This is a genomic window from Blastococcus sp. SYSU D00669, assembly GCF_054050715.1.
Map to the genome: position 1 here is coordinate 55558 of NZ_JBJGZV010000003.1, position 26892 is coordinate 82449.

The 26892-nt window shown below is 74.0% G+C and carries 28 protein-coding genes; 17 read left to right on the top strand and 11 right to left on the bottom strand.

Going from position 1 to position 26892, the window contains the following annotated elements:
* Window positions 1-11: 11 nt before the first annotated feature.
* Window positions 12-1403, top strand: a complete 1392-nt coding sequence (locus ACI8AF_RS03670; RefSeq protein ID WP_456538306.1) for an aspartate aminotransferase family protein — start codon at window positions 12-14, stop codon at window positions 1401-1403.
* 9 nt (window positions 1404-1412) lie between these two features.
* Here ACI8AF_RS03670 and ACI8AF_RS03675 read toward each other — a convergent pair whose 3' ends face one another.
* Both ACI8AF_RS03675 and ACI8AF_RS03680 read right to left on the bottom strand, forming a co-directional pair.
* Complete coding sequence (locus ACI8AF_RS03675) at window positions 1413-1832, bottom strand: universal stress protein (RefSeq protein WP_456538307.1); 420 nt, start codon at window positions 1830-1832, stop codon at window positions 1413-1415.
* A 28-nt stretch (window positions 1833-1860) separates the two neighbouring features.
* Complete coding sequence (locus ACI8AF_RS03680; protein WP_456538308.1) at window positions 1861-3390, bottom strand: APC family permease; 1530 nt, start codon at window positions 3388-3390, stop codon at window positions 1861-1863.
* Window positions 3391-3479: 89 nt separating this feature from the next.
* Here ACI8AF_RS03680 and ACI8AF_RS03685 point away from each other — a divergent pair, with 89 nt between their 5' ends.
* Window positions 3480-4688: a saccharopine dehydrogenase family protein gene (locus tag ACI8AF_RS03685; RefSeq protein WP_456538309.1), complete on the top strand. Its 1209-nt coding sequence runs from the start codon at window positions 3480-3482 to the stop codon at window positions 4686-4688.
* Here ACI8AF_RS03685 and map read toward each other — a convergent pair.
* A complete protein-coding gene (map, locus tag ACI8AF_RS03690) occupies window positions 4659-5456 on the bottom strand; it encodes a type I methionyl aminopeptidase (protein ID WP_456538310.1) in 798 nt (265 codons plus the stop codon). The two genes, ACI8AF_RS03685 and map, sit on opposite strands and share 30 nt — an antisense overlap.
* A gap of 48 nt (window positions 5457-5504) precedes the next feature.
* On the opposite strand from map, the gene ACI8AF_RS03695 reads away from it, so the two are divergent.
* Window positions 5505-5768, top strand: a complete 264-nt coding sequence (locus ACI8AF_RS03695; RefSeq protein WP_456538311.1) for a helix-turn-helix domain-containing protein — start codon at window positions 5505-5507, stop codon at window positions 5766-5768.
* Window positions 5769-5803: 35 nt separating this feature from the next.
* On the opposite strand, the gene gabT is transcribed toward ACI8AF_RS03695, so the two are convergent.
* The 5 genes from gabT to ACI8AF_RS03720 form a co-directional block, all read right to left on the bottom strand.
* The gene (gene gabT, locus ACI8AF_RS03700; RefSeq protein WP_456538312.1) at window positions 5804-7156 is read right to left on the bottom strand and encodes a 4-aminobutyrate--2-oxoglutarate transaminase; all 1353 of its coding nucleotides are present in this window, start codon (window positions 7154-7156) and stop codon (window positions 5804-5806) included.
* Between the two features lie 108 nt (window positions 7157-7264).
* A complete protein-coding gene (locus ACI8AF_RS03705) occupies window positions 7265-8338 on the bottom strand; it encodes an LLM class flavin-dependent oxidoreductase (RefSeq protein WP_456538313.1) in 1074 nt (357 codons plus the stop codon).
* Window positions 8335-9882 carry an APC family permease gene (locus ACI8AF_RS03710; RefSeq protein ID WP_456538314.1) on the bottom strand — a complete coding sequence of 516 codons (1548 nt, stop codon included), beginning with the start codon at window positions 9880-9882 and terminating at the stop codon, window positions 8335-8337. The genes ACI8AF_RS03705 and ACI8AF_RS03710 overlap by 4 nt, the downstream gene beginning before the upstream one ends.
* Window positions 9883-10014: 132 nt before the next feature.
* Window positions 10015-10722 carry a cache domain-containing protein gene (locus tag ACI8AF_RS03715; RefSeq protein WP_456538315.1) on the bottom strand — a complete coding sequence of 236 codons (708 nt, stop codon included), beginning with the start codon at window positions 10720-10722 and terminating at the stop codon, window positions 10015-10017.
* A complete protein-coding gene (locus ACI8AF_RS03720) occupies window positions 10719-11495 on the bottom strand; it encodes a FadR/GntR family transcriptional regulator (protein ID WP_456538316.1) in 777 nt (258 codons plus the stop codon). Before ACI8AF_RS03720 ends, ACI8AF_RS03715 begins: the two co-directional genes overlap by 4 nt.
* Window positions 11496-11619: 124 nt before the next feature.
* Between ACI8AF_RS03720 and ACI8AF_RS03725 the strand changes: the two genes are divergently transcribed.
* From ACI8AF_RS03725 to ACI8AF_RS03745, 5 genes are all read left to right on the top strand, one after another.
* On the top strand, window positions 11620-13110 hold the full coding sequence (locus ACI8AF_RS03725) for a (Fe-S)-binding protein (RefSeq protein WP_456538317.1): 1491 nt from the start codon (window positions 11620-11622) through the stop codon (window positions 13108-13110).
* A 2-nt stretch (window positions 13111-13112) separates the two neighbouring features.
* Window positions 13113-14666, top strand: coding sequence for an FAD-binding oxidoreductase (locus tag ACI8AF_RS03730; protein WP_456538318.1), 1554 nt, complete (start codon window positions 13113-13115; stop codon window positions 14664-14666).
* Window positions 14653-14970: a hypothetical protein gene (locus tag ACI8AF_RS03735; protein ID WP_456538319.1), complete on the top strand. Its 318-nt coding sequence runs from the start codon at window positions 14653-14655 to the stop codon at window positions 14968-14970. The genes ACI8AF_RS03730 and ACI8AF_RS03735 overlap by 14 nt, the downstream gene beginning before the upstream one ends.
* A gap of 88 nt (window positions 14971-15058) precedes the next feature.
* Entirely contained in the window at window positions 15059-16504 is a 1446-nt protein-coding gene (locus ACI8AF_RS03740) for a gamma-aminobutyraldehyde dehydrogenase (RefSeq protein WP_456538320.1), read from the top strand.
* A 16-nt stretch (window positions 16505-16520) separates the two neighbouring features.
* Window positions 16521-17444: an oxygenase MpaB family protein gene (locus ACI8AF_RS03745; protein WP_456538321.1), complete on the top strand. Its 924-nt coding sequence runs from the start codon at window positions 16521-16523 to the stop codon at window positions 17442-17444.
* A gap of 11 nt (window positions 17445-17455) precedes the next feature.
* On the opposite strand, the gene ACI8AF_RS03750 is transcribed toward ACI8AF_RS03745, so the two are convergent.
* Window positions 17456-17947 (bottom strand): Lrp/AsnC family transcriptional regulator, encoded by a 492-nt coding sequence (locus ACI8AF_RS03750; protein ID WP_456538322.1) that lies wholly within the window; start codon window positions 17945-17947, stop codon window positions 17456-17458.
* A 175-nt stretch (window positions 17948-18122) separates the two neighbouring features.
* On the opposite strand from ACI8AF_RS03750, the gene ACI8AF_RS03755 reads away from it, so the two are divergent.
* From ACI8AF_RS03755 to ACI8AF_RS03765, 3 genes are read left to right on the top strand one after another with little or no spacing between them, the layout of a single operon-like run.
* Window positions 18123-19193: a FecCD family ABC transporter permease gene (locus ACI8AF_RS03755; protein WP_456538323.1), complete on the top strand. Its 1071-nt coding sequence runs from the start codon at window positions 18123-18125 to the stop codon at window positions 19191-19193.
* On the top strand, window positions 19190-20278 hold the full coding sequence (locus ACI8AF_RS03760; protein ID WP_456538324.1) for a FecCD family ABC transporter permease: 1089 nt from the start codon (window positions 19190-19192) through the stop codon (window positions 20276-20278). The genes ACI8AF_RS03755 and ACI8AF_RS03760 overlap by 4 nt, the downstream gene beginning before the upstream one ends.
* Window positions 20275-21108, top strand: coding sequence for an ABC transporter ATP-binding protein (locus ACI8AF_RS03765; protein WP_456538325.1), 834 nt, complete (start codon window positions 20275-20277; stop codon window positions 21106-21108). Before ACI8AF_RS03760 ends, ACI8AF_RS03765 begins: the two co-directional genes overlap by 4 nt.
* 7 nt (window positions 21109-21115) lie before the next feature.
* On the opposite strand, the gene ACI8AF_RS03770 is transcribed toward ACI8AF_RS03765, so the two are convergent.
* The gene (locus ACI8AF_RS03770) at window positions 21116-22069 is read right to left on the bottom strand and encodes a siderophore-interacting protein (protein WP_456538326.1); all 954 of its coding nucleotides are present in this window, start codon (window positions 22067-22069) and stop codon (window positions 21116-21118) included.
* A 102-nt stretch (window positions 22070-22171) separates the two neighbouring features.
* On the opposite strand from ACI8AF_RS03770, the gene ACI8AF_RS03775 reads away from it, so the two are divergent.
* Window positions 22172-23116, top strand: coding sequence for an ABC transporter substrate-binding protein (locus tag ACI8AF_RS03775; RefSeq protein ID WP_456538327.1), 945 nt, complete (start codon window positions 22172-22174; stop codon window positions 23114-23116).
* Window positions 23117-23230: 114 nt separating this feature from the next.
* Here the strand turns inward: ACI8AF_RS03775 and ACI8AF_RS03780 are convergent, their stop codons facing one another.
* Window positions 23231-23680, bottom strand: coding sequence for an STAS domain-containing protein (locus ACI8AF_RS03780; protein WP_456538328.1), 450 nt, complete (start codon window positions 23678-23680; stop codon window positions 23231-23233).
* A gap of 129 nt (window positions 23681-23809) precedes the next feature.
* On the opposite strand from ACI8AF_RS03780, the gene ACI8AF_RS03785 reads away from it, so the two are divergent.
* The 5 genes from ACI8AF_RS03785 to ACI8AF_RS03805 are packed head-to-tail and all read left to right on the top strand — an operon-like array spanning window position 23810 to window position 26885.
* On the top strand, window positions 23810-24268 hold the full coding sequence (locus ACI8AF_RS03785; RefSeq protein ID WP_456538329.1) for a hypothetical protein: 459 nt from the start codon (window positions 23810-23812) through the stop codon (window positions 24266-24268).
* Window positions 24265-24663, top strand: coding sequence for a hypothetical protein (locus tag ACI8AF_RS03790; protein WP_456538330.1), 399 nt, complete (start codon window positions 24265-24267; stop codon window positions 24661-24663). Before ACI8AF_RS03785 ends, ACI8AF_RS03790 begins: the two co-directional genes overlap by 4 nt.
* A 22-nt stretch (window positions 24664-24685) precedes the next feature.
* Window positions 24686-25465, top strand: coding sequence for a thioesterase family protein (locus ACI8AF_RS03795; RefSeq protein ID WP_456538331.1), 780 nt, complete (start codon window positions 24686-24688; stop codon window positions 25463-25465).
* Between the two features lie 50 nt (window positions 25466-25515).
* Complete coding sequence (locus tag ACI8AF_RS03800) at window positions 25516-26409, top strand: mechanosensitive ion channel family protein (RefSeq protein WP_456538332.1); 894 nt, start codon at window positions 25516-25518, stop codon at window positions 26407-26409.
* The gene (locus ACI8AF_RS03805) at window positions 26406-26885 is read left to right on the top strand and encodes a hypothetical protein (protein WP_456538333.1); all 480 of its coding nucleotides are present in this window, start codon (window positions 26406-26408) and stop codon (window positions 26883-26885) included. Before ACI8AF_RS03800 ends, ACI8AF_RS03805 begins: the two co-directional genes overlap by 4 nt.
* Window positions 26886-26892: the final 7 nt, after the last annotated feature.

Sequence of the window (26892 nt, forward strand, 5' to 3'; positions counted from 1 at the left end):
GGGATCCGCACATGACCACGACCGAGCAGGACGTCACGCCCGGCGGTTCGCCCTTCGGCCCGGGCGCCGCCGACAACCTGTGGCTGCACTTCTCGCGGATGGGCGCCTACACCGACGCCCCGCCGCCGGTGATCGTGCGCGGCGAGGGGGCGCGGATCTTCGACGACCGCGGGCGCAGCTACCTCGACGGGCTGGCCGGGCTCTTCGTCGTCCAGGCAGGCCACGGCCGCACGGTGCTCGCCGAGGCCGCGGCGAAGCAGGCCGAGCAGCTGGCCTTCTTCCCCCTCTGGTCCTACGCCCACCCGGCCGCGATCGAGCTGTCGCAGCGGCTCGCGGCCGCGGCGCCCGGCGACCTGAACCGGGTCTTCTTCACCACCGGCGGCGGCGAGGCCGTCGAGACCGCGTGGAAGGCCGCCAAGCAGTACTTCAAGCTCGTCGGCAAGCCGCTCAAGACCAAGGTCATCAGCCGGGCTGTGGCCTATCACGGGACGACGCAGGGCGCGCTGTCGATCACCGGGCTGCCGGCGCTCAAGGCCGACTTCGAGCCGCTGGTGCCGGGCACGTTCCGGGTGCCGAACACAAACATCTACCGGGCGCCCGTGTTCGGCGACGACCCCAAGGCCTTCGGCCGCTGGGCCGCCGACCAGATCGAGCAGGCGATCCTGTTCGAGGGCCCCGAGACGGTCGCCGCCGTCTTCCTCGAGCCGGTGCAGAACGCCGGCGGCTGCTTCCCTCCCCCACCCGGCTACTTCGAGCGGGTCCGCGAGATCTGCGACCGGCACGACGTCCTGCTCGTCAGCGACGAGGTGATCTGCGCCTTCGGCCGGCTCGGCACGACGTTCGCCTGCGACAAGTTCGGCTACGTGCCCGACATGATCACCTGCGCCAAGGGCATGACGTCGGGCTACTCGCCGATCGGCGCGATGATCGCCTCGGACCGGGTCGTGGAGCCGTTCCTGCAGGGGGCGACCAGCTTCCCGCACGGCTACACGTTCGGCGGCCACCCCGTCTCGGCCGCCGTCGCGCTGGCCAACCTCGGCATCTTCGACGACGAGCGGCTCAACCGGCACGTGCTCGAGACCGAGGGCGCCTTCCGCACGACGCTGGAGAAGCTGCTCGACCTGCCGATCGTCGGCGACGTCCGCGGCGACGGGTTCTTCTACGGCATCGAGCTGGTCAAGGACAAGACGACCAAGGAGACCTTCGACGACGCCGAGTCCGAGCGGCTGCTGCGCGGGTTCCTGTCCGGGGCGCTGTTCGACGCCGGCCTCTACTGCCGCGCCGACGACCGCGGCGACCCGGTCATCCAGCTCGCCCCGCCGCTGATCTGCGGCCAGGCCGAGTTCGACGAGATGGAGCAGGTCCTGCGCTCGGTCCTGACGGAGGCCTGGACCCGGCTGTGACGACCGGGCCTAGGCGCGCTCGGGCGGGACGGCGAGCACCGGGCGGTCGGACAGGTGCAGCAGCTTGTGCGACACCGAGCCGAGGAACGCCCCGCGCAGCGGCGTCTCGCCGTGGGTGCCCACCACGATGACCCGCGCGTCGTGCCGGTCGGCGGCGTCGAGCAGCGCCTCCACCGGCTTGGCCGGCAGCACCTCGACCACCGTGCTCACCCCGGCCGCCTCCGCCGTCCGCACGGCCTGTCCGGCGGCGGCCTGACCGATCTCGGCCAGCGCCTTGTAGTGCTCGCCGGCCTCCTCGCCGACCATGCCGGGCGGCGCGGCGCCGAACACCAGCACCAGCGGCTCGCCCAGCCGGGCGGCCAGGTCGATCGACAGGTCCAGCGCCCGCCGCGCCCCGGGGGACTCGTCGTAGCCCAGGACGATGCTCACCGGTTCTCCTCCGCTGGGGTCGGGTGGGTCACGGCGCGGGGTCCTCGACGGCGGCGCCGGAGCGGCCGGCCGCGATGTCGGCGTGCATGCGGTCCGACGTCGTCGGCCGCTCCCGCCAGAACCGGCCGTCGCGCACCCGCCAGAACAGCATGAAGGCCACGCCGATGACGAAGATCGCGACCCCGATGACCAGCGGCGGGCCGACGCCGAGCCAGGCCGCGCCGGTGTAGGAGTTCGCCGGGTCGGCGAGGTCGCCGATCGACTCGACCAGCAGCCAGATCAGCAGCGCCGAGCCGATGACCGGGCCGACGCCGATCAGCACGAAGTCCTTGACGCTGCGGGTCAGCTCGCGGCGGTAGAAGACGGCGCAGGCGATGCCGGTGAGCGAGTAGTAGAAGGCGATCAGCAGCGACAGCGCCGTCAGCGAGTCGAACAGCGCGTTCTCGCTGATCCAGCTGACCAGCAGGTACCAGCCGATCGCGATGCCGGCGACCCACCAGGTGGAGACGTCGGGGGTCCGGAAGCGCGGGTGGATGCGCGCCAGGCCGTGCGGCAGGGCGTGCCGCCGGGCCATCGACAGGCCGGTGCGCGAGGCGGGCAGGATCGTCGTCTGCGTCGAGGCGACCGCCGAGGTCGCGACCGCGAGCAGCAGCACCCAGTCCCAGCCGCCGAGCACGTCACCGGCCAGCAGCGCGAAGATGAAGTCCTCCTCGGCGGCGTTGGCCTCGAGGAAGCCCGGTCCCGCGAAGATCAGGACGGCGTAGGCGACCCCCAGGTACGTGACCAGCAGGACGACGGTCGAGACGATCGCCGCGCGCCCGGGGGTGGACGAGGAGTCCTTGGTCTCCTCCGTGAGGTTGACCGCCGACTCCCAGCCCCAGTAGATGAACACGCCGAGCAGCAGGCCGCCGGTGAGGGCGCCGCCGCCCGCGCCGAACGGGTTGAGCCAGCTCCACTCCGGCGACAGACCCCCGCCCTCGACGGCGTCGCCGGACAGGCCCTTCACGATGGCCACCACGGCGAACACCAGCAGGCTGAGGATCTGCAGGATGATCAGCACGTTCTGCAGCCGGGCGCTGATCTCGGTGCCGAGCACGCAGACCGCCGTCATCACGAGGATCAGCAGCACGGAGAGCGCGCGCAGGACGAACGTGTTCTCCGCCAGGCCGTCCAGCTGCAGGGCGAGGAGGCCGTAGCGGACGCCGACCTCGGCCAGCGAGCCGATGACCAGCACGCCGGTCAGGGCGATCGCCCAGCCGCCGAGCCAGCCGACCCAGGGCCCCATGGCGCGGGTGACCCAGGAGAACGTCGTCCCGCAGTCCTGGTCGGCCCGGTTGAGGTAGTAGAAGGCCGAGGCGATGAGCAGCATCGGCACGAACGACGCCAGGAAGACCCCGGGCGCGTGGACCCCGACCAGCGCCACCACGGCGCCGATCACCGCAGCCAGGGAGTAGGCCGGCGAGGTCGACGCCAGACCGATGACCAGGGCGTCGACGAAGCCGATCGCGTTGTGCCGGAGCTCGGCGGGGGCCTCCGCCTGCGTGTGCTGCTGGCTCATCCGACGGTTATCGCAGTCAAACGCTCCGTACGCAAGCGTTCCGCGTGCTACGACTGTGCATCACCACGGAAAAGCAACGGAGGAGAACGATGCGCATCCTGCTGGTCGGGGCCGGCGGCGTCGGCGGCGCGGTCACCGCGATCGCCACCCGCCGCGACTTCTTCGAGGCGATGGTGGTGGCCGACCACGACCCGGCCCGGGCGGAGAAGGCGGTCGCCGCGGTGGCCGACCCCCGGTTCACCGCGGCCCGGGTCGACGCCTCCGACGAGGCCGCTGTCCGCGCGCTGCTGGCCGAGCACCGGTGCGACGTCCTGCTCAACGCGACCGACCCCCGCTTCGTGATGCCGCTGTTCCGGGCCGCGCTGGAGGCGGGGGCGACGTACCTGGACATGGCGATGTCGCTGTCCCGACCGCACCCTGAGCGGCCGTACGAGCTGACCGGGGTCAAGCTCGGCGACGAGCAGTTCGCGCTGGCCGGCGAGTGGGAGGCGCACGGGCAGCTGGCGCTCGTGGGCATCGGCGTGGAGCCCGGCCTCTCCGACGTCTTCGCCCGCTACGCGGCCGACCACCTGTTCTCGACCATCGACGAGCTCGGCGTGCGGGACGGGGCGGACCTGTCCGTCCGCGGGTACGACTTCGCGCCGTCCTTCAGCATCTGGACGACGATCGAGGAGTGCCTGAACCCGCCGGTCGTGTGGGAGAAGGACAAGGGCTGGTTCACCACCGCGCCCTTCAGCGAGCCGGAGGTCTGCGACTTCCCCGAGGGCATCGGGCCGGTCGAGTGCGTCAACGTGGAGCACGAGGAGGTGCTCCTCATGCCGCGCTGGGTCGACGCCCGGCGGGTGACCTTCAAGTACGGCCTCGGCGAGGAGTTCATCGACGTCCTCCAGACCCTGCACAAGCTCGGGCTGGACTCGACGACGCCGGTGCGGGTCGGGGGCGTGGAGGTCTCACCGCGCGACGTCGTCGCCGCCTGCCTGCCCGACCCGGCGGGTCTGGGGGAGCTGATGGAGGGCAAGACCTGCGCGGGGCTGTGGGTGCGCGGCACCGGGACCGACGGACGGCCGCGGGAGGTCTACCTCTACCACGTCGTCGACAACGCCTGGTCGATGAGCGAGTACGGCGCCCAGGCGGTGGTCTGGCAGACCGCGGTCAACCCGGTCGTGGCGATGGAGCTGCTGGCCACCGGCGCCTGGCAGGGGAGCGGCGTGCTCGGCCCGGAGGCGCTCGACGCGGTGCCGTTCCTCGACCTGCTCACCGCCTACGGCTCACCATGGGGGATGCGCGAGGGCGGCTGACCCCGCGGCGGTGAGCACGCGCGGTCCGTCGTCGGTGACGGCGACGGTGTGCTCGACGTGCGCGGCGCGGCTGCCGTCGGAGGTCCGCACGCTCCAGCCGTCGTCATCGATCCAGGAGGTGTCGTCGCCGCCGGCCATGAACCACGGCTCGATGGCGATGACCAGGCCGGCGCGCAGCCGCAGGCCCCGGCCGGCGCGGCCCTCGTTGGCGACGTGCGGCTCCTCGTGCATGCGGCGGCCGACGCCGTGCCCGCCGTGGGAGGGGTCGATGCCGACGCCGGCGGCGCGGCCGACGGCGGCGATCGCGGCCGAGACGTCCCCGAGGCGGCCGCCGGGCACCGCCGCGGCGATACCGGCCGCCAGCGCCCGCTCGGTGGTGTCGATCAGGGCGAGGTCCGCCGGGGCGCCCGTCCCGACGGTCAGCGAGATCGCCGAGTCGCCGACCCAGCCGTCGAGGGTGGCGCCGGCGTCGATGCTGAGCAGGTCGCCCTCGGCCAGCCGCCGGGCCGACGGGATGCCGTGCAGCGCGACGTCGTTCACCGAGGTGCAGATGACGCCGGGGTACGGCGGCATCGAGCGGTGCGGCTGGTAGCCCAGGAACGGCGACGTCGCGCCCGCGTCGGCGAGGACGCTGCGGGCGACGTCGTCGAGCTCGCGCAGCCGCACCCCCGGGGCGACGGCGGCGCGCGCCGCGGCCAGCACCCGGGCGACCACCTCCCCCGCCGCGCGCATCGCGTCGATCTCGCCGGGTGTCCGCAGCTCGACCATGACCGTCCCTCCGGGGTGGTATTCCTATCCCGGTATTAGTATCACGCCATGGTCCGACCGCCGCTCACGGCCGCCGAACGCGAACGCGGCCGCCGGCTGGGCGCCCTCCTGCGCGCGGCCCGTGGCGGACGGAGCCCGGGCGAGATCTCGGCGGCGTCCGGCGTGAGCCTCGAGGCGCTGCGCAAGATCGAGACCGGCCGCGTGCCCACGCCGGCCTTCTTCACCGTCGCGGCGCTGGCCCGCGCCCTCGACCTGCCGCTGGAGCGGCTCGCCGCCATCGACGAGCCGGTGGAGACCGCCGAGGCCGTCTGACCCGGCCCGGTCGCCCGTGATCATGGCGAGGTCGGTCAGCCGGCCTCGGCGGCGAAGGCCTCCCCGAGGACGTCGAGCGCCTCCGACAGCAGGTCCTGGCCGATCACCAGCGGCGGCAGGAAGCGCAGCACGTTGCCGAACGTGCCCGCGGTCAGGACGAGCACGCCGCGGGCGTGGCAGGCCTTGGCCACGCGGCCGGTGAGCGCGGCGTCCGGCTCCAGCGTCCCGGGCTTCACCAGCTCCACCGCGAGCATCGCCCCGCGGCCGCGCACGTCGCCGATCGCCGGGAACCGCTCCTGCAGCGACCGGAGCCGGGGCAGCGTCGTGGCCTCGATCCCGCGCGCGGCACCGCAGAGGTCCTGCTCGCGCATCGTGCGGATCGACGCCAGCGCCGCCGCGCAGGCGACCGGGTTGCCGCCGTAGGTGCCGCCCAGGCCGCCGGTGTGGACGGCGTCCACCAGCTCCGCGCGGCCGGTCAGCCCGGCCAGCGGCAGTCCGCCGGCGATGCCCTTCGCCGTCGTCACCAGGTCGGGGACGACGCCCTCGTGCTCGCCGGCGAACCAGTCGCCGGTGCGGCAGAAGCCGGTCTGCACCTCGTCGGCGATGAACACCGCCCCGGCCTGCCGGCACCACTCCGCCAGCGCCGGCAGGAAGCCCGGCGCCGGGACGACGAAGCCGCCCTCGCCCTGGATCGGCTCGATCAGCACCGCGGCGACGTTGGCCGCACCGATCTGGCTCTCGACCAGCGCCAGCGCCCGGGCCGCGGCCTCGGCGCCGGTCATGCCCTCCGGGTCGCGGAACGGGTAGCTCATCGGCACCCGGTAGACCTCGGGTGCGAACGGCCCGAAGCCGAACTTGTAGGGCATCGCCTTCGCCGTCAGCGCCATCGTGAGGTTGGTGCGGCCGTGGTAGGCGTGGTCGAACACCACGACCGCCGACCGGCCGGTGGCCACCCGGGCGACCTTGACGGCGTTCTCCACCGCCTCGGCGCCGGAGTTGAACAGCGCCGAGCGCTTCTCGTGGTCCCCGGGGGTCAGCCGGTTGAGCTCCTCGCTGACGGCGACGTAGCCCTCGTAGGGCGTGACCATGAAGCAGGTGTGGGTGAACGCGGCCACCTGCTGCTGCACCGCCTCCACCACGGCCGGCGCGGCGTTGCCGACGTTGACCACGGCGATGCCGGCCCCGAGGTCGATCAGCGAGTTGCCGTCGACGTCGACCAGGACGCCACCCCCGGCGCGCTCGACGAAGACCGGCAGGGTGCCGCCCACCGCCGAGGACACCGCGGCCGTCCGCCGTTCCATCAGCTCGCGCGAGCGCGGCCCCGGCACCTCGGTGACCAGCCGCCGCTCCTGCGGCAGGGACGCGGTGGGGGTGAGCACGCCGGTCATCGCGGCCTCCTGAGGACTCGTCGCGACGGTTTCCGCGCGATCTGGGCTTCCGGGCGACTGTATGCGTCGACCGGCCCGCCCGGCGAGGGCGAGCCGGTCGACCCCTGCTCAGCCGGCGGACGCACCCGCCGGGGTCCGCGCGAACGCCGGCATGACCTCGTCGTGGATCAGCTGCAGCTGCTCCTCGACGGTGGCCACTCCGGGGATCTCGCGGCCGGTGAACGCCTTGACGATCGAGGCGTCGTTGATCGCTGCGATGACGTGGTTGACGCCGGCCGGCTCGATCTCGCGGATCTTGGCCACCACCTCGTCCGGCGTGCCGGCGAAGGAGAGCCGCTCGGTGATGTCGGGCGTGGTCAGCTCGATGCCGCGCGCGAGGTCACCACCGGCGATCGCGTCGATGATCGGCTGGAGCTGCGCTGGGTCGACCCCGTGCCGCTGTAGTTGCTCGGCCGGCATGGAGGAGGCGTAGATGCCGACCATGCTGCGGGCGGCCTCCTTGGCCGCCGCCGAGTCACGGCCGACCGCGACGACGACCCAGGCTCCGAAGTCGAGCGTCGTCCAGTCCTTGCCGGCCCGCTCGGCCCCCGCCCGGAAGTGCTCGGCCGCGTACTCGTACGCCTCGCGGCTGTAGCTCAGGGCCTGGTGGCAGCCGTCGGAGAACTCGGCCGCGGCCTCGAACGAGCGCGGGCCGCGCATCGCGCCCATCATGACCGGCACCCGCTCCTGCACCGGCCGGGCGAAGGTGAAGAGGCCGTCGTACTTGAAGAACTCGCCGTCGAAGGTGATCGCACCCTCGTCGAGCAGGGTCCGGACGACCTTGACGCCCTCGATCGTGCGCGAGAGCGGCTTCATCTGCTTCCAGTCCATCTTGTACTGAGCGAGCAGCCCGAAGTTGCCGCTGGACAGGACCACCTCGGCTCGCCCCCCGGTGAGCTCGTCGAGCGTGGCGGTGGCCTGGGCGATGAGCGACGGTTCGCGCAGGGTGACCGACGACACGCTGGGCCCCATCCGCACCCTCGAGGTCCGCGCCGCCGCTGCGGCGAACAGGAGCCACAGGTCCTTGTGCCACGTCTCGTCGGCCGCGTAGACGGCGTGGAAACCGAGCTGGTCGGCCAGCTCGATGGCTCGCAGCGCCTCCTCCAACGAGTAGTCGGGCAACATCGCGTAGCTGAACTTCATCGGATCTCCTCACTCGCCTGGGTGCGCGCGGCGCCCGGGGAGGCGTCGCGCCGGATCTGACGGAGCTGTGCTGCCACCTCGCGGGCGTCGCCCTCGGGGATGTCTGCGGAGTGCCGGTCGGGCCGGGCCAGGAACAGGTAGAGCAGGCCGCTGCCGGCCACGATGGCCAGGCCGATCGCCACGATCCAGCGGTCGAGGAACGTCACGGTCCCGGGGGCGGGCTTGATCAGCAGGATGATCGCGAAGATCCCGTAGGCCAGCGCCAGCACGTTGACGACCAGCCCGGCGCTGCCGAGGTTCCACAGCCCGGCCGGGCGCCAGCCCTTCAGCCGCTGCCGCAGCGCCGCCAGGACGACGGCCTGGAAGGCGATGTAGATGCCGAGCACCGCGAAGGCGGTGACCCGCGGCAGGGCGTCGGGCTGGAAGAAGACGAACAGGCAGATGAGCATCGGGACGACGCAGACGACGAGCAGCGCGTTCGTGGGGACGGCGTGCCGGCTCGAGACGTGCGCGAGCCAGCCGCTGGCCGGCAGCATGCGGTCGCGGGCGAACGCGTAGAGCAGCCGGCTGCCGGCCGCCTGCAGCGAGAGCACGCAGGAGATGAAGGCCGTCACCGTGACGACGAGGAAGACCTTCGACCCGGCGGTGCCCAGGGTGCTCTCGAGGATCGACGGGATGGGGTCGGCGTCCTCCCCGGCGACGATGGCCGGCAGGTTCGGCGCGGCCAGCACGTAGCCGGCGTAGGACAGCAGGCCGGAGACGCCGCCCACGAGGATGGTGAGGATCATCGCCCGCGGGATGCGGCGGGTCGGGTCGGAGACCTCCTCGGCGACGTCGCCGCACGCCTCGAAGCCGTAGAAGAGGAACAGGCCCGACAGCGAGGCGGCCAGGAACGGGCCGAGGTAGCCGCCCTCGCCCGTGCCCAGGGTGTCGAAGAAGATCGAGAACGGCTGTTCGCGCTGGAACAGCAGCAGGTAGAGCCCCAGCACGATGACGCCGATCAGCTCGGCCGCGAGACCGATCTTGGCGATGCGGGCGAGGGTGCGGGTGCCGCTGTAGTTGATGGCGAAGGCGAGGGCCAGCAGCCCGACGGCGGTCGCGAGCGCGACGCCCGGGGTGGCCTCGATGCTGAAGAGCGCGGCGACGAAACCGCCGCCGAACTGCGCCACCGAGGTGACGGTGACGATGATCGCCCAGATGTAGACCCACGAGACGATCCAGGCGTACCGGCGGTTCCACAGCCGCCGCGCCCACGGGTAGATGCCGCCGGCCAGCGGGTACTGCGAGACCACCTCGCCGAAGACCAGCGAGACGAGCAGCTGGCCGGCGCCCACGATGACGATCCACCAGATCGCCGGCGGGCCGCCGATCGAGAGGCTGTAGGCGAACAGCGAGTACACGCCCACCAGCGGGGACAGGTACGTGAAGCCGAGCGCCATGTTCGCCCAGAGCCCCATGCTCCGCTCGAACTGCCCCGAATAGCCGAGCGCGGCGAGCTGGGCGTCGTCGTCGAGCGGTGCGGCGTGCGGTCCGGAGTCGTGCACCGGGCCTCCTCGTCTGCCAGGAAGTCGTCGTGGGCACGGTGTGCCCTGGACCACAGGTTCGCGCGAAAACCTATAGAGGCAGAGTTCTGAGGACAAGGGCCAGCGGGCGATCTCTTCGCCGCGCGGCCGCCGTCAGGCGCTCAGCACGCCCGCGTCGGCGACGGGGACCACCCGCCACGGCACCCCGGGCACCTCGGCCGCGGGACCCTCGGACGCGCCGGCGGGGAGCAGCTCCCCCACCAGCCGTCGCGGGGACGTGGAGAGCACCACCCGGTCCTCGTCGTTGACGAGCAGGAAGCGGGTGGGCAGCGCGCCCAGCTCGGTCAGCAGGTGCGTCTCGAACCGGCGGACCGGGACGTCGGCCCCCACCACGCCGGCGAACTCGCCGTCGACGACGACCGGCTCGGTCAGCGTGAGCACGTAGCGGCCGGTGCCGTGGACGTCGACGTGCGGGCCGACGACGTACCGCCGTCCGGTCCGCCGGGGGACGTCGAACCACTCGGCCGCGGTGTAGTCGTAGTAGCCGAGGCTGCTGGGCCGCAGGTCCGGCTCGAGGGAGCGCGGCCGGCCGCCCTCGGGGTCGACCTGCCACCACTCCAGGCGCAGCGGCAGCCCGCGCTGCGGTTGCGGGGCGGCCACCAGCCCGAGCCCCACGGCCAGCTGGTCCGGTCGCAGCAGCAGCCGCGCGACGTCGTCGCCGAGCACCGGCCCGCCGCTGCGCAGCCCGTCCTGCGCCGCCGGCCGCAGGACGGCGGAGTGCACCTCGGCGACCGTGGCGAAGACGTGCTCGACCACCTCGGTGACGGCGCCGAGCACGCGCGGGAGGGCGCCGGGCGTCACGAGACCTCCAGCCGGGCCGCTCCCCCGTCGGCCGAGCCGGCGCGCAACCGCAGCTCGGTGGACCACAGCGTCCGCGTCTCGATGTGCCCCTCGGTGAGGGCGCGGGCGGTGACGGCGTCGCGGGCGGCGATCGCGTCGACGACGGCCCGGTGGCTGGCGACGATGACCCCGAGCAGCTGGGGGGCGTGCGCCGGCGGCCAGGGCAGCTGCCCGAGCTCCAGGTGGAGGTCCATCAGCTGCATCGTCAGCCGCACCGACTGGGCGCAGGCGGCCAGCTCGATGTAGTAGCGGCCCTCCGCCCGCCGCTGGTCGGTCACCGAGTCGGCCCGCGCCAGCCGCTCGACGATGTCGCGCAGCCGCGCGATCTCGGTCCGGGAGGCCCGGGTCGCGGCCAGCCGGGCCGCGGCCGCCGCGACCGCCCCGTGGACGTCGCCGAGCTCGCGCAGGTCGGTGGTGCCCAGCTCCGCGAGCCGGGTGTCGGCCAGGGCGCCGAGCACGTCGTCGCGCGCCCGCACGAAGCTGCCGCCGCCGCGGCCGCGCCGGGTCTCGACGAGCCCCAGCCCGCGCAGCTCGGCCAGCGCCTCGCGCAGGGTCATGGTGGAGACGTTGAGCATCGTCGCCAGGTCGGTCTCGGTGGGCAGCTGCTCGCCGTCGCCGAGGAGGCCGAGCGCGATCGCGCTGCCGACCCGCCGCACCACCGCCTCGCTGCGCAGGGCGCGGTCGTCGAGGGGGGCGAACACGGCACGGCGGGCGTCACCGCTGAGCAGCTGCACCGTCCCCTCCCCTCCGGACGGGCAGAGTGTCGCACCTCGGGGATCGATGCATAAGCGTTGATTCCATAGGTTTTCCTCGTTAGCGTGGCGCTCGCCCCACCCATCCTGTGACGAGGAGCACGACGTGACACAGGTCCAGCCCGAACGGTCGTCGGCCCCCGACGCCCTGTCCGAACCGTTCACCCCGGGCGCCCCGTCGAACCCCCCGGAGCTGGCGCAGTTCCCCGAGACGCTCGCCGGCCCGGTGCCCGCCCCGCGGCAGGACCCGCAGACGGCGGCCTTCGTCGAGCAGTGGCGCAACACCTCGTACAACTGCTTCTCCTCCGGCCACAAGTTCTGCCGCGAGGTCTGCCCGGTCACGCAGGTGGAGCGCAACGAGTCGTGGACGCCCACGGCGTTCCACGCCAACGTGGTCGCGATGGAGCGGGGCGAGCTCGACATCGGTGACATCGCCGCCGACTACGTCAACTGCACGCAGTGCGGGGCCTGCGAGCTGCGGTGCCCCAACACCCTGTTCACCGGCGACTTCTACCGCTTCCGCACCCGCACGGTCGACGTCGTCAAGGCGGTGCGCTCGCTCGCGGTCGAGAAGGGTGTGCACCAGCCGAACTGGAAGATCTGGAACGAGCGCACCGACCTGCGCACCCACGAGCCGGTGCTCGGCGAGACGCCGGTCAGCCAGGAGAAGGTGCGCGACTGGGCCGAGGGGCTCGACATCCCGATCGGCGGCGAGACGGTCCTCTTCGTCGACTGCGAGGCGGCCTTCTACCGCACCTCCGTGCCGCGCGCTGTCGCGCAGATGCTGCAGCTGGCCGGCTACGAGTTCGGGCTGATGGGCGAGCAGTGGTGCTGCGGCGGCCCGGCCGCGGAGATGGGCTACGCCGAGCAGGCCCAGCGGTTCGCCCGGCACAACCTGGACAACTGGCGGGCCACCGGCACCAGGCGGGTGCTGGTGCTCGACCCGCACGACTACATCAGCTTCACCGAGGACTACCCCAAGTACTTCGGCGAGGAGTTCGACATCGAGGTCGTCCTCGTCCTCGACGTCCTGGCCCAGCTCCTGCGCGAGGGCCGGCTGACGCCGAGCGTGCCGGTCGACCGGGCGATCACGTACCACGACCCCTGCCGGCTCAACAAGCGCAAGGGCATCTGGCAGGAGCCCCGCGAGCTGCTGCGGGCCATCCCCGGCCTGCGGTTCGAGGACGTCGACCGGGTCACCCAGTGGTCCTACTGCTCCGGCGGCGGGGGCGGCCTGCCCGTCGAGAAGCCCGAGCTCACCGCGAAGATCAGCGCGGCGCGGCTCGAGCGCGCCGCCGAGCTCGACGTCGACACCCTGGTCAGCGCCTGCCCGTGGTCGGAGCGGCCGCTGTCGGAGGCCGGCGACGCGGAGGACATCGACGTCGTCGACCTGCACGAGCTCTTCGCGCAGTCGCTCGGCATCACCGTCGGCGGTTCGCGCGGCGACGTCGGCGACCGCCGGCTGGCGCAGGAGCGCACCGGCGTCCCCGGCCGCGCCCGGCGGGAGCGGGGCAGCAGCCGCGGTGGCTGCGGCGGGGGCGGCTGCGGCGGCGGCTGCGGCAACGGGTCCGGCGGCTGCGGGTGCGGGGGGCACTGACCATGACGATCACCGAACCCGCGCCCTTCACGCGCGAGCCGCTCGACGACGCCGCCCTCGCCACCCTGGTGACGGCCCTGCGTCCCGTCCTCGGCGACGATCAGATCCTGCTGGCCAAGACCGACCGCTACAACCGCGCCCGGGTGCCCGCGCCCTTCCCCGTGCACCGCTGGTCGGAGCGGGTGCCCGACGTCGTCGTGATGCCCACCTCCACCGAGCAGGTCGCGGCCGTCGTGAAGATCGCCAACGACCTGCGGATCCCCGTGGTCCCCCGCGACGGCGGCACCGGCCTGACCGACGGCGCCGTCCCGATGCGCCGCGGCATCGTCGTCGACGTCAAGAAGATGAACCAGATCCACGAGCTGGACCTGGTCAACCGCACGGTCACCGTGGGCACCGGCATCAACATGCTCAAGCTCAACGAGCGGCTGGCCCAGCACGGGCTGTTCTACCCGGACGACCCGGCGTCCTACCCGTGCTCGCTGGTCGGCGGCCGGATCGGCACCAGCGGCTGGTCGCTGATCGGCGCCCGCTACGGGCACACCCGCGACCTGGTGCTCAGCTTCGACCACGTGCTGCCCACCGGCGAGGTGCTGCACGTCGGCGACGGCATCGGGCAGAAGATCAGCAAGAGCTCCAGCGGGTACCAGCTCAAGCACCTGTTCATGGGGCACCAGGGCACGCTGGGCATCGCGACGAAGGCGACGCTCAAGCTCTTCCCCAAGCCCGAGGCCGAGCTCTCGCCGTTCTGGTCGTTCGACAACTACGACGACGCGTACGCCTGCGTCGGCGCGCTGGCCCGGGCCGGGGTGGCCACGTTCGCCGGTGCGGTGCTCTTCGACGAGCACAAGGTCGCCTACCTGCGCCGCGACGACGAGGCGTACATCCCGCAGCCGGCCGACGTCCGCGCGCTGGTCTGCGCGGTGATGTACGGCTACGAGGACGAGGTGCGGGCCGGCGGCCGGCGGCTGTTCCGGATCGCCAAGGAGCACAACGCGCGCTACCTGGGCGACGAGATCTCCGAGGGCGACTGGGCGGCCCGGCACGACCGGTACGCCACCCCCCTGCACGGCCGGACCAAGGACGGCCAGGTCATCCCGATGTCGTGGCACTGCGAGGACGCCGCGGTCAACTACTCGGCCGTCCCGGCGGTGAGCAAGGCCTGGCACGAGATCGTCGCCGACCTGCGGCGCAAGACCGACGTGTTCGACGACTGGGGGATGTTCGCCTACACCTCGGCGAACACCGGGGTCGACTACCTCACCGAGATCGACGTCGGCATCTGGGAGCAGCGCCTGGACGACGCCGCCTGGGCCGCGTGGGTGCAGGCCAAGCGCGACATCGCGGCGGTGGCGATCGCGAACGGCGGGTCGATGAGCGCCTGCCACGGCTCCTGCCGCGAGGGTGAGGTCGACCTGCTGCCGCAGGAGCTGGGCAAGGGGTTCGACGTGATGCTCGAGGTCAAGCGCGCGCTCGACCCGAACAACGTCATGAACCCGGGCAAGTACCTGCTCGACCGCGCCTACGGGAGGGACACGACCGATGAGAACCGATGACCAGCCCGCCGGCCCGGCCGCGACCGCCCCGTACCGCTTCGCCGAGCAGCACACCCCGCCGCAGCCGCTGCGCGTCAGCGAGGTCGCGCAGACGACCTTCGAGCACGTCTACGAGGTCGACCCCCGGCTGATGCAGGTGCACGTGCTGCAGCAGGTGTTCCCGAACTGGGACACGCTGCGGATCATGCGCAGCCGGCACGACCACCTCGACTGGATGCACCGGCACTTCGCGACGAAGGTGGTGACCGGCTCGGAGCTGCTGGCCGAGCTGGACGGCGGCGACGGGACGACGGTTTCCGCGTGATCCGTACGCTTGCACCACTGGTTCCGTTGACAACCCGGCGATTCACCGGTGGAGTGCAGGGCGCCCACCGAGAGCATGGAGGACGGTCGTGAGCGACAAGCTGGAGCTGCGCAACTTCGTCGGCGGCGAGCACGTCGACGCCGCCGACGGGCGCCGGTCCGACCTGGTCGACCCGGCCACGGGGGAGGTGTTCGCGACCGCACCGGTCTCCACCGAGGAGGACGTCGACCGCGCCTACCGGGTGGCCGCCGACGCGTTCGAGACCTGGCGCGACGCCACGCCGTCGGAGCGGCAGAAGGCCCTGCTGAAGCTGGCCGACCTGGTCGAGGAGCACGCCGACGAGCTGGTCGAGCTGGAGAGCCGCAACACCGGCAAGCCGATCGCGCTGACGGCCAGCGAGGAGATCCCGCCGATGGTCGACCAGCTCCGGTTCTTCGCCGGGGCCGCGCGGACGCTGGAGGGCAAGGCGGCCGGCGAGTACATGAAGGGCCACACGTCGTGGATCCGGCGGGAGCCGATCGGCGTCGTCGGCCAGGTCACGCCGTGGAACTACCCGATGATGATGGCGGTCTGGAAGATCGGGCCGGCGCTGGCCGCGGGCAACACCGTCGTCCTCAAGCCGTCCGACACCACCCCGGCCACCACGCTGCGGCTGGCGGAGCTGGCCGCCGAGGCGTTCCCGGCGGGCGTGCTCAACGTGGTCTGCGGCGACCGCGACACCGGCCGGGCGCTGGTGACGCACGAGATCCCGCAGCTGGTGGCGATCACCGGCTCGGTGCGCGCCGGCATGCAGGTGGCCGAGGCCGCCTCGCACGACCTCAAGCGGGTGCACCTCGAGCTCGGCGGCAAGGCCCCGGTGGTCGTGTTCGACGACGCCGACCTCGAGGCGGCCGCGGAGAACATCGCGATCGCCGGCTACTTCAACGCCGGGCAGGACTGCACCGCCGCCACCCGCGTGCTGGCCGGGCCGGGCATCCACGACGACTTCGTCGCCGCGCTCAGCGAGCAGGCGCGGAACACCGCGACCACGTTCGAGAAGGGCGCCGGCGACGAGGACGCGCTGGTGCCGCCGGTGAACAACGCCAACCAGCTCGCGCACGTCACCGGCTTCCTCGACCGCGCACCCGACCACGCCGAGATCACCGCCGGCGGTCACCGGCAGGGCGACCGCGGCTTCTTCGTGGAGCCCACCGTCGTCGCCGGGCTGCGCCAGGACGACGAGATGGTGCAGCGGGAGATCTTCGGCCCGGTCATCACCGTGCAGCGGTTCACCGACGAGGACGAGGCGGTCCGCTGGGCCAACGGCGTGGAGTACGGGCTGGCCTCGAGCGTCTGGACCAGGGACTTCGGCCGCGCCATGCGGATGAGCAAGCGGCTGGACTTCGGCTGCGTGTGGATCAACACGCACATCCCGCTGGTCGCCGAGATGCCGCACGGCGGGTTCAAGCACTCCGGCTACGGCAAGGACCTGTCGATGTACGGGTTCGAGGACTACACCCGGATCAAGCACGTCATGGCGAACATCGAGAGCTGAGCGCAGGCTGGGCGGGGTGCACCTCCTCCCCGCCCTGGCCTCGCCGTTCCTCGAGGGCGCCCGGTCCGCCTTCCGGTCCCGCGTCTCCGGCGACCCGTCCGGCACCCCCGCCTGGGTCCGCGACATCGGCCGCCTCGGCGGGGGACCCGGCTGGTTCGAGCCCGACGGCGTGGTCTGGCGGGTGCACGGCGACCTGTCCACGCTGGTCGGCGGCGTGACGGCGCTGCTCGGCCAGGCCGCGCACCCGCTCGCGCTGGCCGGCGTCGAGGGGCACTCGGCCTACCGGGACGACCCGTGGCAGCGGCTGGCCGGCACCGCCCGCTGGCTGGTGGTGACGACGTTCGGCTCCGCCGAGCTGGCCGAGCGCGAAGCGGCGCGGGTACGGGCGATGCACCGCCGGGTCGCCGGCACCGACGAGCGCGGCCGGACCTACTCCGCCGGCGACCCGGAGCTGCTGCGCTGGGTGCACCTGGCCTTCACCGACGCCTTCCTCGCCGCGCAGCTCGCCGTCGGCCGGGACATGAGCCGCTTCGGCCGGCGCTGGCCCGACGCCTACGTCGCCGACTGGGCGCGCAGCGCCGAGGCGCTCGGCGCCACCGACCTGCCGCGCTCGGCCGCCGAGCTGGCCGAGGCGCTGGCGGCGTGCGTCCCGTCGCTGGAGCCGGTGCCGGCCGACCTGCGCGCCTTCCTCTCCGCCCCGCCCGGTCTCGGCGCCGCCGAGCGGGTGTTCTACGCCGGGCTGTCCGCGGCGGCGGGGGTGCTGGTGTCGCCGTCGGTGGCGCCGTTCGCCGGCGTGCCCGGCCGCGGGGCCGGCGGGCTGGCCGAGCGGGGGCAGCTGGCGGTCACCCGGCTGGAGCTGCGGGCGCTGCAGGTCGCGCTCGGCCCGCGCAGCCCCTCGGAGGACGCCGCCCGCCGCCGTCTGGGCCTGGGGGCCGCCTGACCGACCCGCGCTCAGAGGTCGGCGGCGACCGGGGCGTCGGGACGGCGGGTGCCCCAGGCGTAGGTCTGCTTGCGCAGCCCCAGGTAGACGAACGTCTCGGTCGACTCCACGCCCTCGACGTCGCGGATCCGGCTGACCGTGTCGAGCAGGCGGTCGTCGTCCTCGCAGACGACCTCGACCAGCACGTCGAAGGAGCCGGCGGTGACCACGACGTAGTCGACCTCGTCGAAGGCGGCCAGCGCGTCGGCGACCTTGCGCGTGTCGCCGCGGGTGCGGACGCCGACCATGGCCTGCCGGGCGAAGCCGACCTGCATCGGGTCGGTCACCCCGACGATCTGCACGATGCCGGCGTCGAGCAGCCGCTGGACCCGCTGCCGGACGGCGGCCTCCGACAACCCCACCGCGGCGGCGATGCGGGCGTAGGGACGGCGGCCGTCCTCCTGGAGCTGCTCGATGATCGCCCGCGAGACGTCGTCCAGCACCACGCCGGTCCGGACCGTCACCGTGCACCACCCTCCTGCTGGACCCGTCGTCCGCGACGGGTTCGACGGTCGTGATCGTAGCTGCGGGCGCCCGCGGACGGCCCGATCCGCAGCGGGGCTGCCCGGTTCCCGTCGGACGCAGGCGCGAAGTAAGGTAAGGCTTCCTTTTGCCTGCCCTCGTCCACCGGAGCCGCTCGTGACCGCCGAGGCCCCCGCCGGCTCCGCCGGGCGGACGGCCCCGGCCGGGGCCGGCACCGCGCCGCGGGACGGCACCCGCCGGCGGCTGGGCCTGCTGCTCGTCCTCGCCGCGCTGGTCGTGGTCGCCGCGGCGCTCAGCACCGCCGTGGGGACCCGCGCCATCGGGCTGCCCGAGGTGTGGCGGGCGCTCACCGACCCGTCGTGGACCGGCGAGGAGGCGGTCATCGTCCGCGAGCTGCGCCTGCCGCGCACGCTGCTCGGCCTCCTGGTCGGCGCGGCGCTGGGCGCGGCCGGCGCGCTCATGCAGGGCCACACGCGCAACCCGCTCGGGGACCCGGGCCTGCTCGGCATCACCGCGGGGGCGTCGCTCGCCGTCGTCCTGGCGATCTTCCTGCTCGGCGTCCGGGCGCCGGCCGGGTACGTCTGGTTCGCCTTCGCCGGCGCCCTGCTCGGCACGGTGCTGGTCTTCGCCATCGGCTCGGTCGGCCGCGGCGGCCCCACCCCGGTGACCCTGGCGCTGGCGGGGGCGGCGCTGTCGGCGCTGCTGTTCGCGCTGATCCGCGGGATCCTGGTCAGCGACGAGCAGACCCTCGACAGCTACCGGTTCTGGGTGGTCGGCGCGCTCGCCGGCCGGGACGCCTCCGTCGCCTGGCAGGTCGCCCCGTTCCTGCTCGTCGGGCTGGTCCTGGCCGTGGCGAACGCGCCGGCGCTGAACCTGCTCGGCCTCGGCGAGGACGTCGCCCGCGGCCTAGGGCAGCGCATCTGGCTGGCCCGCGCCGTCGGGCTGCTCGCCATCACCCTCCTCGCCGGCGCGGCCACCGCGGCCTGCGGGCCGATCGGCTTCCTCGGGCTGATGACGCCGCACATCACGCGCGCCTTCACCGGCCCGGACAACCGGTGGCTGGTGCCCTGCTCGGCCCTGCTCGGCGCCGTCCTGATGCTCTTCGCCGACGTGCTCGGCCGGGTCGTCGTCCGCCCGGCGGAGCTGCAGGTCGGCATCGTGCTGGCCGTCGTCGGGGCGCCGTTCTTCATCGCGCTCATCCGCCGCCGCAGGCTGGTCTCCGTGTGACCGCCACCCTCGACCGCCCGGCCCCGCGGGTCCGCCCGCCGGGGGTGGTGCGGCTCGGGCCGCTGTCGGCCGTCGTCCGCTGGCGGGCGGTGCTCGTCCCGCTGGTCACCCTGGCGCTGCTGGTGCTGCTGTCGGCGCTGAGCCTGGGCCGCGGCGACTACCCGATCCCGGTGACCGACGTCCTGCGCGCGCTGGTGGGCCTCGGCGAGCAGGGCCAGCGGTTCGTCGTCGTCGAGCTGCGCGCGCCGCGGATCGTCGTCGGCCTGCTCGTGGGCATGGCGCTGGGCATGGCCGGGGCGCTGTTCCAGACCTTCTCCCGCAACGCGCTGGCCTCCCCCGACGTCCTCGGCATCACGGAGGGCGCCTCCCTGGGCGCGGTGGCCGCGATCGTGATCGGCGGCGGCGCCTCGACGGCCGGCTCGGTGCTCGGCGCGGTGGGCATCCCGCTGGCCGCGCTGGTCGGCGCCTTCGTCGCGGGCACCCTGCTGTTCCTCCTGGCGTGGCGGGCCGGCATCAACGGCTACCGGCTGGTGCTGGTCGGCATCGCGCTGTGGGCCGGGTTCCAGGCGCTGATCGACTGGCTGCTCACCGAGGCCCAGATCTGGGACGCCGCGGCCGCGTACGTCTGGCTCACCGGCTCGCTCAACGCCCGCACCTGGGAGCAGGCCGGCGCGCTGAGCGTCAGCCTCGCGGTGCTCGTCCCGCTGGCGCTGCTCACCAGCCGCGCGCTCGGCGTCCTGCAGTTCGGCGACGACACCGCCCGCGGGCTCGGCGTCCGGGTGACCGGGGCGCAGGCCGCCGTCGTCCTGGTCGCGATCGCGCTGACCGCCGCCGCGGTGGCCGCCGCCGGGCCGATCGCGTTCGTCGCCCTGGTCGTGCCGCAGATCGCCGTCCGGCTGACCGGCGGGCCGCGGCCGCCGCTGCTGGCCGCCGGCCTGCTCGGCGCCACCCTCGTGGTCGGGGCCGACCTGGTCGCGCGCACCGTCCTGCCGACGGCGCTGCCGGTCGGCATCCTCACCGCCGCGATCGGCGCCCCTTACCTGCTCTGGCTCCTGGTCCGCGGAAGGCGGCGAACCACCCTGTGACCTCGACCCTCCCCTCCTCCGGCGCCGGCACCGCCAGGGCCGGGCGCGTCCGGCTCGCCGCCGAGGGCCTGCGGCTGGCCTACGACACCAAGGTCGTCGTCGACGACCTCGACCTCGAGCTGACCGAGGGGTCGTTCACGGCGATCGTCGGCCCGAACGGCTGCGGCAAGTCCACGCTGCTGCGGGCGCTGGGCCGGCTGATGCGCCCCGCGGCCGGGCGCACGCTGCTCGACGGGCGGTCGATCTTCGAGCAGCCGACCCGCGAGGTGGCCAAGGTCCTCGGTCTGCTGCCCCAGACGCCGACCGCCCCGGAGGGGCTCACCGTCGCCGACCTGGTCGCGCGCGGCCGCTACCCGCACCAGAGCTGGCTGCGCCAGTGGTCGCGCGACGACGAGGCCGCGGTGAGCGAGGCGCTGGCCTGGACCGACATGGCCGACCTGGCCGACCGGCCGGTCGACGCGCTCTCCGGCGGCCAGCGGCAGCGGGCGTGGATCTCGATGGCGCTGGCCCAGGGCACCGACCTGCTGCTGCTCGACGAGCCGACGACCTACCTCGACCTGTCGCACCAGATCGACGTGCTGGAGCTCGTCGCCCGGCTGCACGCCGAGCGCGGCCGGACCGTCGTCGTCGTCCTGCACGACCTGAACCTGGCCGCGCGCTACGCCGGCCGGCTCGTCGCCATGAAGGACGGCGTCCTGGTCGGCTCGGGGACGCCGGGGGAGGTGCTCACCGAGCAGCTGCTGGCCGACGTGTTCGACCTCGAGGCGCGGGTGGTGCCCGACCCGGTGACCGGGACGCCGATGGTGGTCCCGGTGCGCCGGCTGCGCTGAGCGCGGGTCAGCCCAGGGCCGCGGCACCCTGCCGCCAGTAGCCCATGAACGCCACCGCGCCCCGCGGCACGCCCAGCTCGCTGACCAGCCGCCGGCGCAGCCGCTTGACCACGCCCGCCTCGCCGGCCAGCCACGCGTAGCAGGTCGACACCGGGTCGGCGTCGGGGACCTCCCACAGCGTGGCCTCGTCGACGTCCGGCAGGTCGGCCTCGGCCGCCGCGCGGTGCGCGATGCCGAGCTCGGCGAGCGCGACGTCGACCGCGGGCGCGAGCAGCGTGCCGACGGGGGCGTCGCCGCGGGGCAGCCAGCGGACGTCGGCGCCCGACTCCCCCGCCAGGTTCAGCGCGTCACCCGGGGTCGGCACCTCGAGCAGCGCGACCACGCGGCGGCCGGCCGGCAGCCCGGCCAGGATCGCGGCGATCGCCGGGACGGCGGTCTCGTCGCCGGCCAGCACGAGGGTGCGGGCCGACGCCGGGGGCGCCCACTCGGCGGCCCAGGCGCGGCCGCGGCCGGGGCGGTCGGGCCCGAGGACCACCAGCTCGTCCCCGGGGGCGGCCGCTGCGGCCCAGGTGGCCGCGGGACCGGAGTGCCCGTCTTCCAGCCCGTGCAGGACGACGTCGACGTCCAGCTCGGCCGGCTCGGGGCGGAACGCGCGCACGGTGTAGGTGCGCAGGAACGGGCGGCGCTCGTCGGGCAGGGCGCAGTAGTCGGCGTACCAGCCGGCACCGGAGCTCATCAGCTCGGCGAACGGCTGCCCGTCGCGGGGCAGCACGAACTTGATCCGCTGGTCGTCGCCGGCCGCGCCGAAGCCGGCCAGCTCGGGGCCGCCGAGGGTCAGCCGCACGAACGAGGGGGAGAGCCGGACCGAGCGCAGCACGGTCGTCCGGAAGAACCGGTAGGCCGGGGCTGCGACCACCTCGGAGACCACCTCGGTGGCCGTGGCCACTGCTGCCTCGCTCATCCGCGCACCCCTGGACTGCTCGTCGACCGGTCTGAAGGGAAGGCTAACCTAACCCGCCGCACGCCGGGAAGACCGTCCCGGCCCGATCGACAGGAGTTGGCGTTGCGCACTCGAACCCGCCGCCTGGTCGGCGGCCTGCTGGCCGCGGGCCTGGCCCTGACGGCGACCGCCTGCGGCGGCTCGGACGACGGCGGCACCACCGCCGAGGACCCCGGCGGCTGGGAGTTCACCGACGACCTCGGCCGCACCGTCGAGCTCGACGAGGTGCCGACCCGCATCGCCGGCCTCACCGACGTCATCGCCTCGCTGTGGAACTACGGCATCGAGCCGGTGGCGTCCTTCGGCCAGACCTCCGCCGAGGACGACGTCGCGTTCGAGGGCAAGGACCTCGGCGACCTCGCGATCGTGGGCACCAGCTACGGCCAGATCGACCTGGAGGCCCTCGCCGCCGCCGAGCCGGACCTGATCGTCACGTCGGTCTACCCGACCGACGCCGAGGGCACCCTCGACCCCGAGCAGCCGTCGTACGGCTTCGAGTCGATCGAGCAGCAGGAGCAGGTGGGCGAGATCGCGCCGGTGGTCTCCATCGCCTGGCGGGGCTCGGCCGACGACGTCATCGAACGCACCGTCGAGCTCGCCGAGTCCCTCGGCGTCGACTTCGGCAGCGGCGAGCTGGCCCAGCTGCGCGAGGACTACGAGGCGGCGTCGGCGACCCTCTCCGAGGCGGCGGCGTCGTCGGAGGTCACCGTGCTGCCGGTCTACGCCACGCCGTCCGACGGCTGGTGGATGGCCATCGCCGCCGACGACCCGTCGCTGCACCTCTACGAGGACCTCGGGGTGGACTTCGTCGACGTCCGCGACGGAGACGACTACTTCTGGCACACGGTCGGCTGGGAGGAGGTCCCGGACCACCCCAGCGACGTGATCCTGTACTCGCTGCGGTTCAGCATGGCGCCCGAGGAGTACGCCCAGCAGCCGACCGCCGCCCTGCTCCCCGCCGTCCAGGCCGACCAGCTCTACCCGTGGAAGTACCTCGGCATGGACTAACGGGCGCAGGCGGCCTACATGGAGGAGCTCGCCGGCTACCTCACCGAGGCGCAGCCGCTCACCTGACCGCGGCCGGCGTCCCGGGCAGCACCGCCCGGGGCGCCGCCCACCGGGTCAGAAGAGCGCGAGGTCCTGGGTCGGCCCCGGGCCCGCCGGGCCGTCGCCCTCGGGGAACACCCGGTGCAGGCCGGTCAGCTCGAAGACCCGCCACACCGAGCGCTGGGCGCCGCGCAGCCGCAGCTCGATGCCGCGCTGCTGGCACCACCGGCGCAGCTCCAGCAGCGCCGACAGCCCGGCCGAGGCGATGGCGGTGACGTCGGCGAGGTCGAGCTCGAGCACGGTGCAGCCGGCCAGCGAGCGGCCGGCGACGAAGGCCTCCAGGTGCGGCGCCGTGAGCGCGTCGATCTCGCCCGAGACCCGGACCACGACCCGGGCGCCGCCCGACTCGGCGTCCAGCCCGATCGGGGGCGGCTCGGGGACGGGGTGGGAGACCCACCACGGCCGGCGGTTGGCCGGTGCGCGCACCAAGCGCCGCGAGACGTCCCACTCGTGCGACAGGACCATGCCCTGCTCCCCCCGGATCGGCGGTCCCCGTCCGGTCACGATAGGTAACCCCGGGTACCGCCTACAAGGTTCCGGCACGGATCCGATCATGAATTGAGGGTCTCAACCGACCGGTCTACCGTCGGTGCCGTGCCCGGTCCCGAGGACATGATGAGCGCGGTCACCGACTCGATGGCCGAGCGCACCGGCCGGGGCCTCGACGAGCGGGTGGCCCCCGTGGGCACCTCCGGCATCGACCCGCTGGACCAGAACGCCGTCCGCCGGTGGCTCGAGGACGTGCACGGCGTGAAGCAGAACAGCCAGCGGGCGATCGCCGACGCCGCCGCCCGCGCCGCGGGGTGGCAGCGGCCGACCGTCGAGCAGTACGTCGACGGGCAGTACACCGGCGCGCGGGCCGGGCTGCGCCCGGTGTTCGCCGCCCCCGCGGCGGCCACGGCCACCCGCCTCGACCTCGGCCTGCGCTACGTCGACCCGCCGTCGGCGGCGCCCGGGCAGGCGACGCACGAGGTCTCGCTCGGCAGCCCGGGCGACGTCGACGGGGAGGTCCGCGCCCTGCTGCGGGCGGCCTGCGAGCAGAACGGCCGATGAGCTCACCCCCGTGGGGACCGCCACCGCCCGGCCGGGCACCGTGGTCGCGGCGGCGCAAGCTGCTGCTCCTCTGGCTGGCGGTCGGCGCGGTGCTGACCGGCGTCGGCGCGTTCACGCTGCCCGACGAGTTCGGCGTGGGGTCGGGCCTGGCCGCCGCCGTCTGCGCGCTGCTGCTGGTCGCGGCGACGGTGGTGTTCGTGGCGATCCCCCCGCCGGACACCTTCGGGCAGCTGCTGCGCACCGCGCCGCTGGCCGGCTCGGTGACCGTGGTCGCCGTCCTGCTGGCGCTGTCCAACGCGGGGGAGTCGCTGCGCTGGCTGTGGATCCTCGCCGCCGTCGCCGCGGCCGGCTGGACGGCGTTCGCCGTGTGGGAGAACCGCAGGTCCGGCCGGTGAGCGGGCGCGGCAGACTGCCGGCATGGACCTGCCTGCCGCCCTGTACGTCCCGGCGGACGACGGCTTCGTCGCCACCGGGCTGACCATCGGCCCCTGGGACCCGGGGCTGCAGCACGCGGGGCCGCCGGCGGCGCTGCTGCTGCGCGAGGCCGAGCGGGCGAGCGGCATCGCCGGCGGGCAGACCGTGCGGCTGGCCTACGACATCTTCGCGCCGGTGCCGGTGGGGCCGGTGCGGCTGCGGTCGACCGTCGTCCGCCCGGGCCGCCGGATCGAGCTCGTCGAGGCGACCCTCGACACCGGGGACCGCCCGCTGATGCGGCTGTCGGCCTGGCGGATGCGGGTGGTCGAGGGCGGGCCGGCGACGGAGGCGCCGCTCGCGATCCCCGGACCCGGCGACGGCCGGCCGGAGGTGGCCGGGTTCTTCACCACCGACGTCGCCTACCACCGGGCGCTGGACTGGCGCTTCGTGTCGGGCACCTTCAACGGGCCGGGGCCGGCCGCCGCGTGGACGCGCCCCGCCTGCGCGCTGGTCGAGGGGGAGCCGATCACCCCGCTGCAGCACCTGCTGGTGATGACCGACGCCGCCAGCGGCATCTCGACCGAGCTGGACTGGCGGGAGCACACCTTCGCCAACGTCGACCTCTCGGTGGCGCTGCACCGGCCGCCGGCGGGGGAGTGGCTGGGCATGGACGCCCGGACGACCCTCGGCGGCACCGGCGCGGCGCAGTGCTTCGCCGATCTCTACGACACCCGCGGCCGCATCGGCCGGTCCTCGCACGCGCTGTTCGTCGAGCCGCGCTGAGGAGCCACCGGCTGGCGAGATGATCACCGGCCGGGGAGGCTGGGGAGCCGATGGAGACTCTCGCGATCGCTCCGCTCGACGACGTCCGCGACTGGGTGACCGGTCGGGGGCTCGAGGTCGTGCTGATCGTCCTCGGCTCGATCCTGCTGGCCCGGTTCGTGTCGTGGACCGGCGGCAAGGTGACCTCGCGCATCGACGCCCGCTCGACCGGCGGCGACGCGCTGGTCCGGTCGGAGGCGGCCAAGCACCGGCACTCGCTGACCCAGGTGCTGCAGTGGACGGCGATCGTGCTGATCTACGCCATCGCGGTCTTCTTCGTGCTCGACCGGCTCGGGGTGCCGATCACCGGCCTGGTCGCACCGGCCACCGTGCTCGGCGTCGGCCTGGGCTTCGGCGCCCAGCGGATCGTCGGCGACGTCCTGGCCGGCTTCTTCATCATCACCGAGCGGCAGTACGGCTTCGGCGACGTCGTCGCCATCGCGGTCACCGGGGCGGCGGAGGCGGCCACCGGCACGATCGAGGACGTCACCCTGCGGATCACCCGCATGCGCTCGGTGAACGGCGAGGTCATCACCATCCCGAACGGCCAGATCGTCAAGGTCGTCAACCTCTCCCGCGACTGGGCCCGCGCGGTGGTCGACGTCCCGGTGCCGACGTCCAGCGACGTCGCCCGGGTGAGCGAGATCCTGCGCACCGTCGGCGACGAGGCCTTCCGCGACCCGGCGCTGAACAAGCTGCTGCTCGACCCGCCGAGCGTCATGGGCGTGGAGAGCCTCGACATCGACCAGGTCAACGTGCGCGTGGTGGCGCGCACCCTGCCCGGCAAGCAGTTCGAGGTGGGCCGCGACCTGCGCGCCCGGATCGTGCTCGCCTTCCGGCGGGAGGGGCTGGTCCTGCCGCCGCAGTCGGAGGACGGCGAGGCCCCGACGCAGGTGCTGCGGTGACGACGCCGGGGGAGGAGCAGCGCCGCACGGAGGTGCCCGCGGGCCCCACCGTGAGCACCGCGCCACCGCGGTCGCGCTGGCGCTTCGGCAACGTGCCGTCGCACGTGGGGCCGGCGCGGACCTCGACCGTCGTGCTGGCCGTGCTGTTCGTCGCCGTCTTCGCGCTCTACCTGTCCGTCCGGCCCGACCCGGCGGCGACGGGCACGAGCACGACGGGTGGCACCGGCACCGTCGGCTCGACCGCCCCGCCGGCGACGACGACCACCCCGCCCCCGGCTCCGACGTCGGAGGCGCCCGGGTCCACGCCGACCACGTCCGAGGCGCCGGCGGAGGAGACCACGACCGGGACCACGACGCCGCCCGAGGAGGAGACCGCCCCCACCACGACGACCGGCCCGACGCCGACCCCCGGGACGAGCACCTCGACGGTCCCCCGGACGACGACGGCGCCCGACACCACCACGCCCACCGGTTGAGGGAATA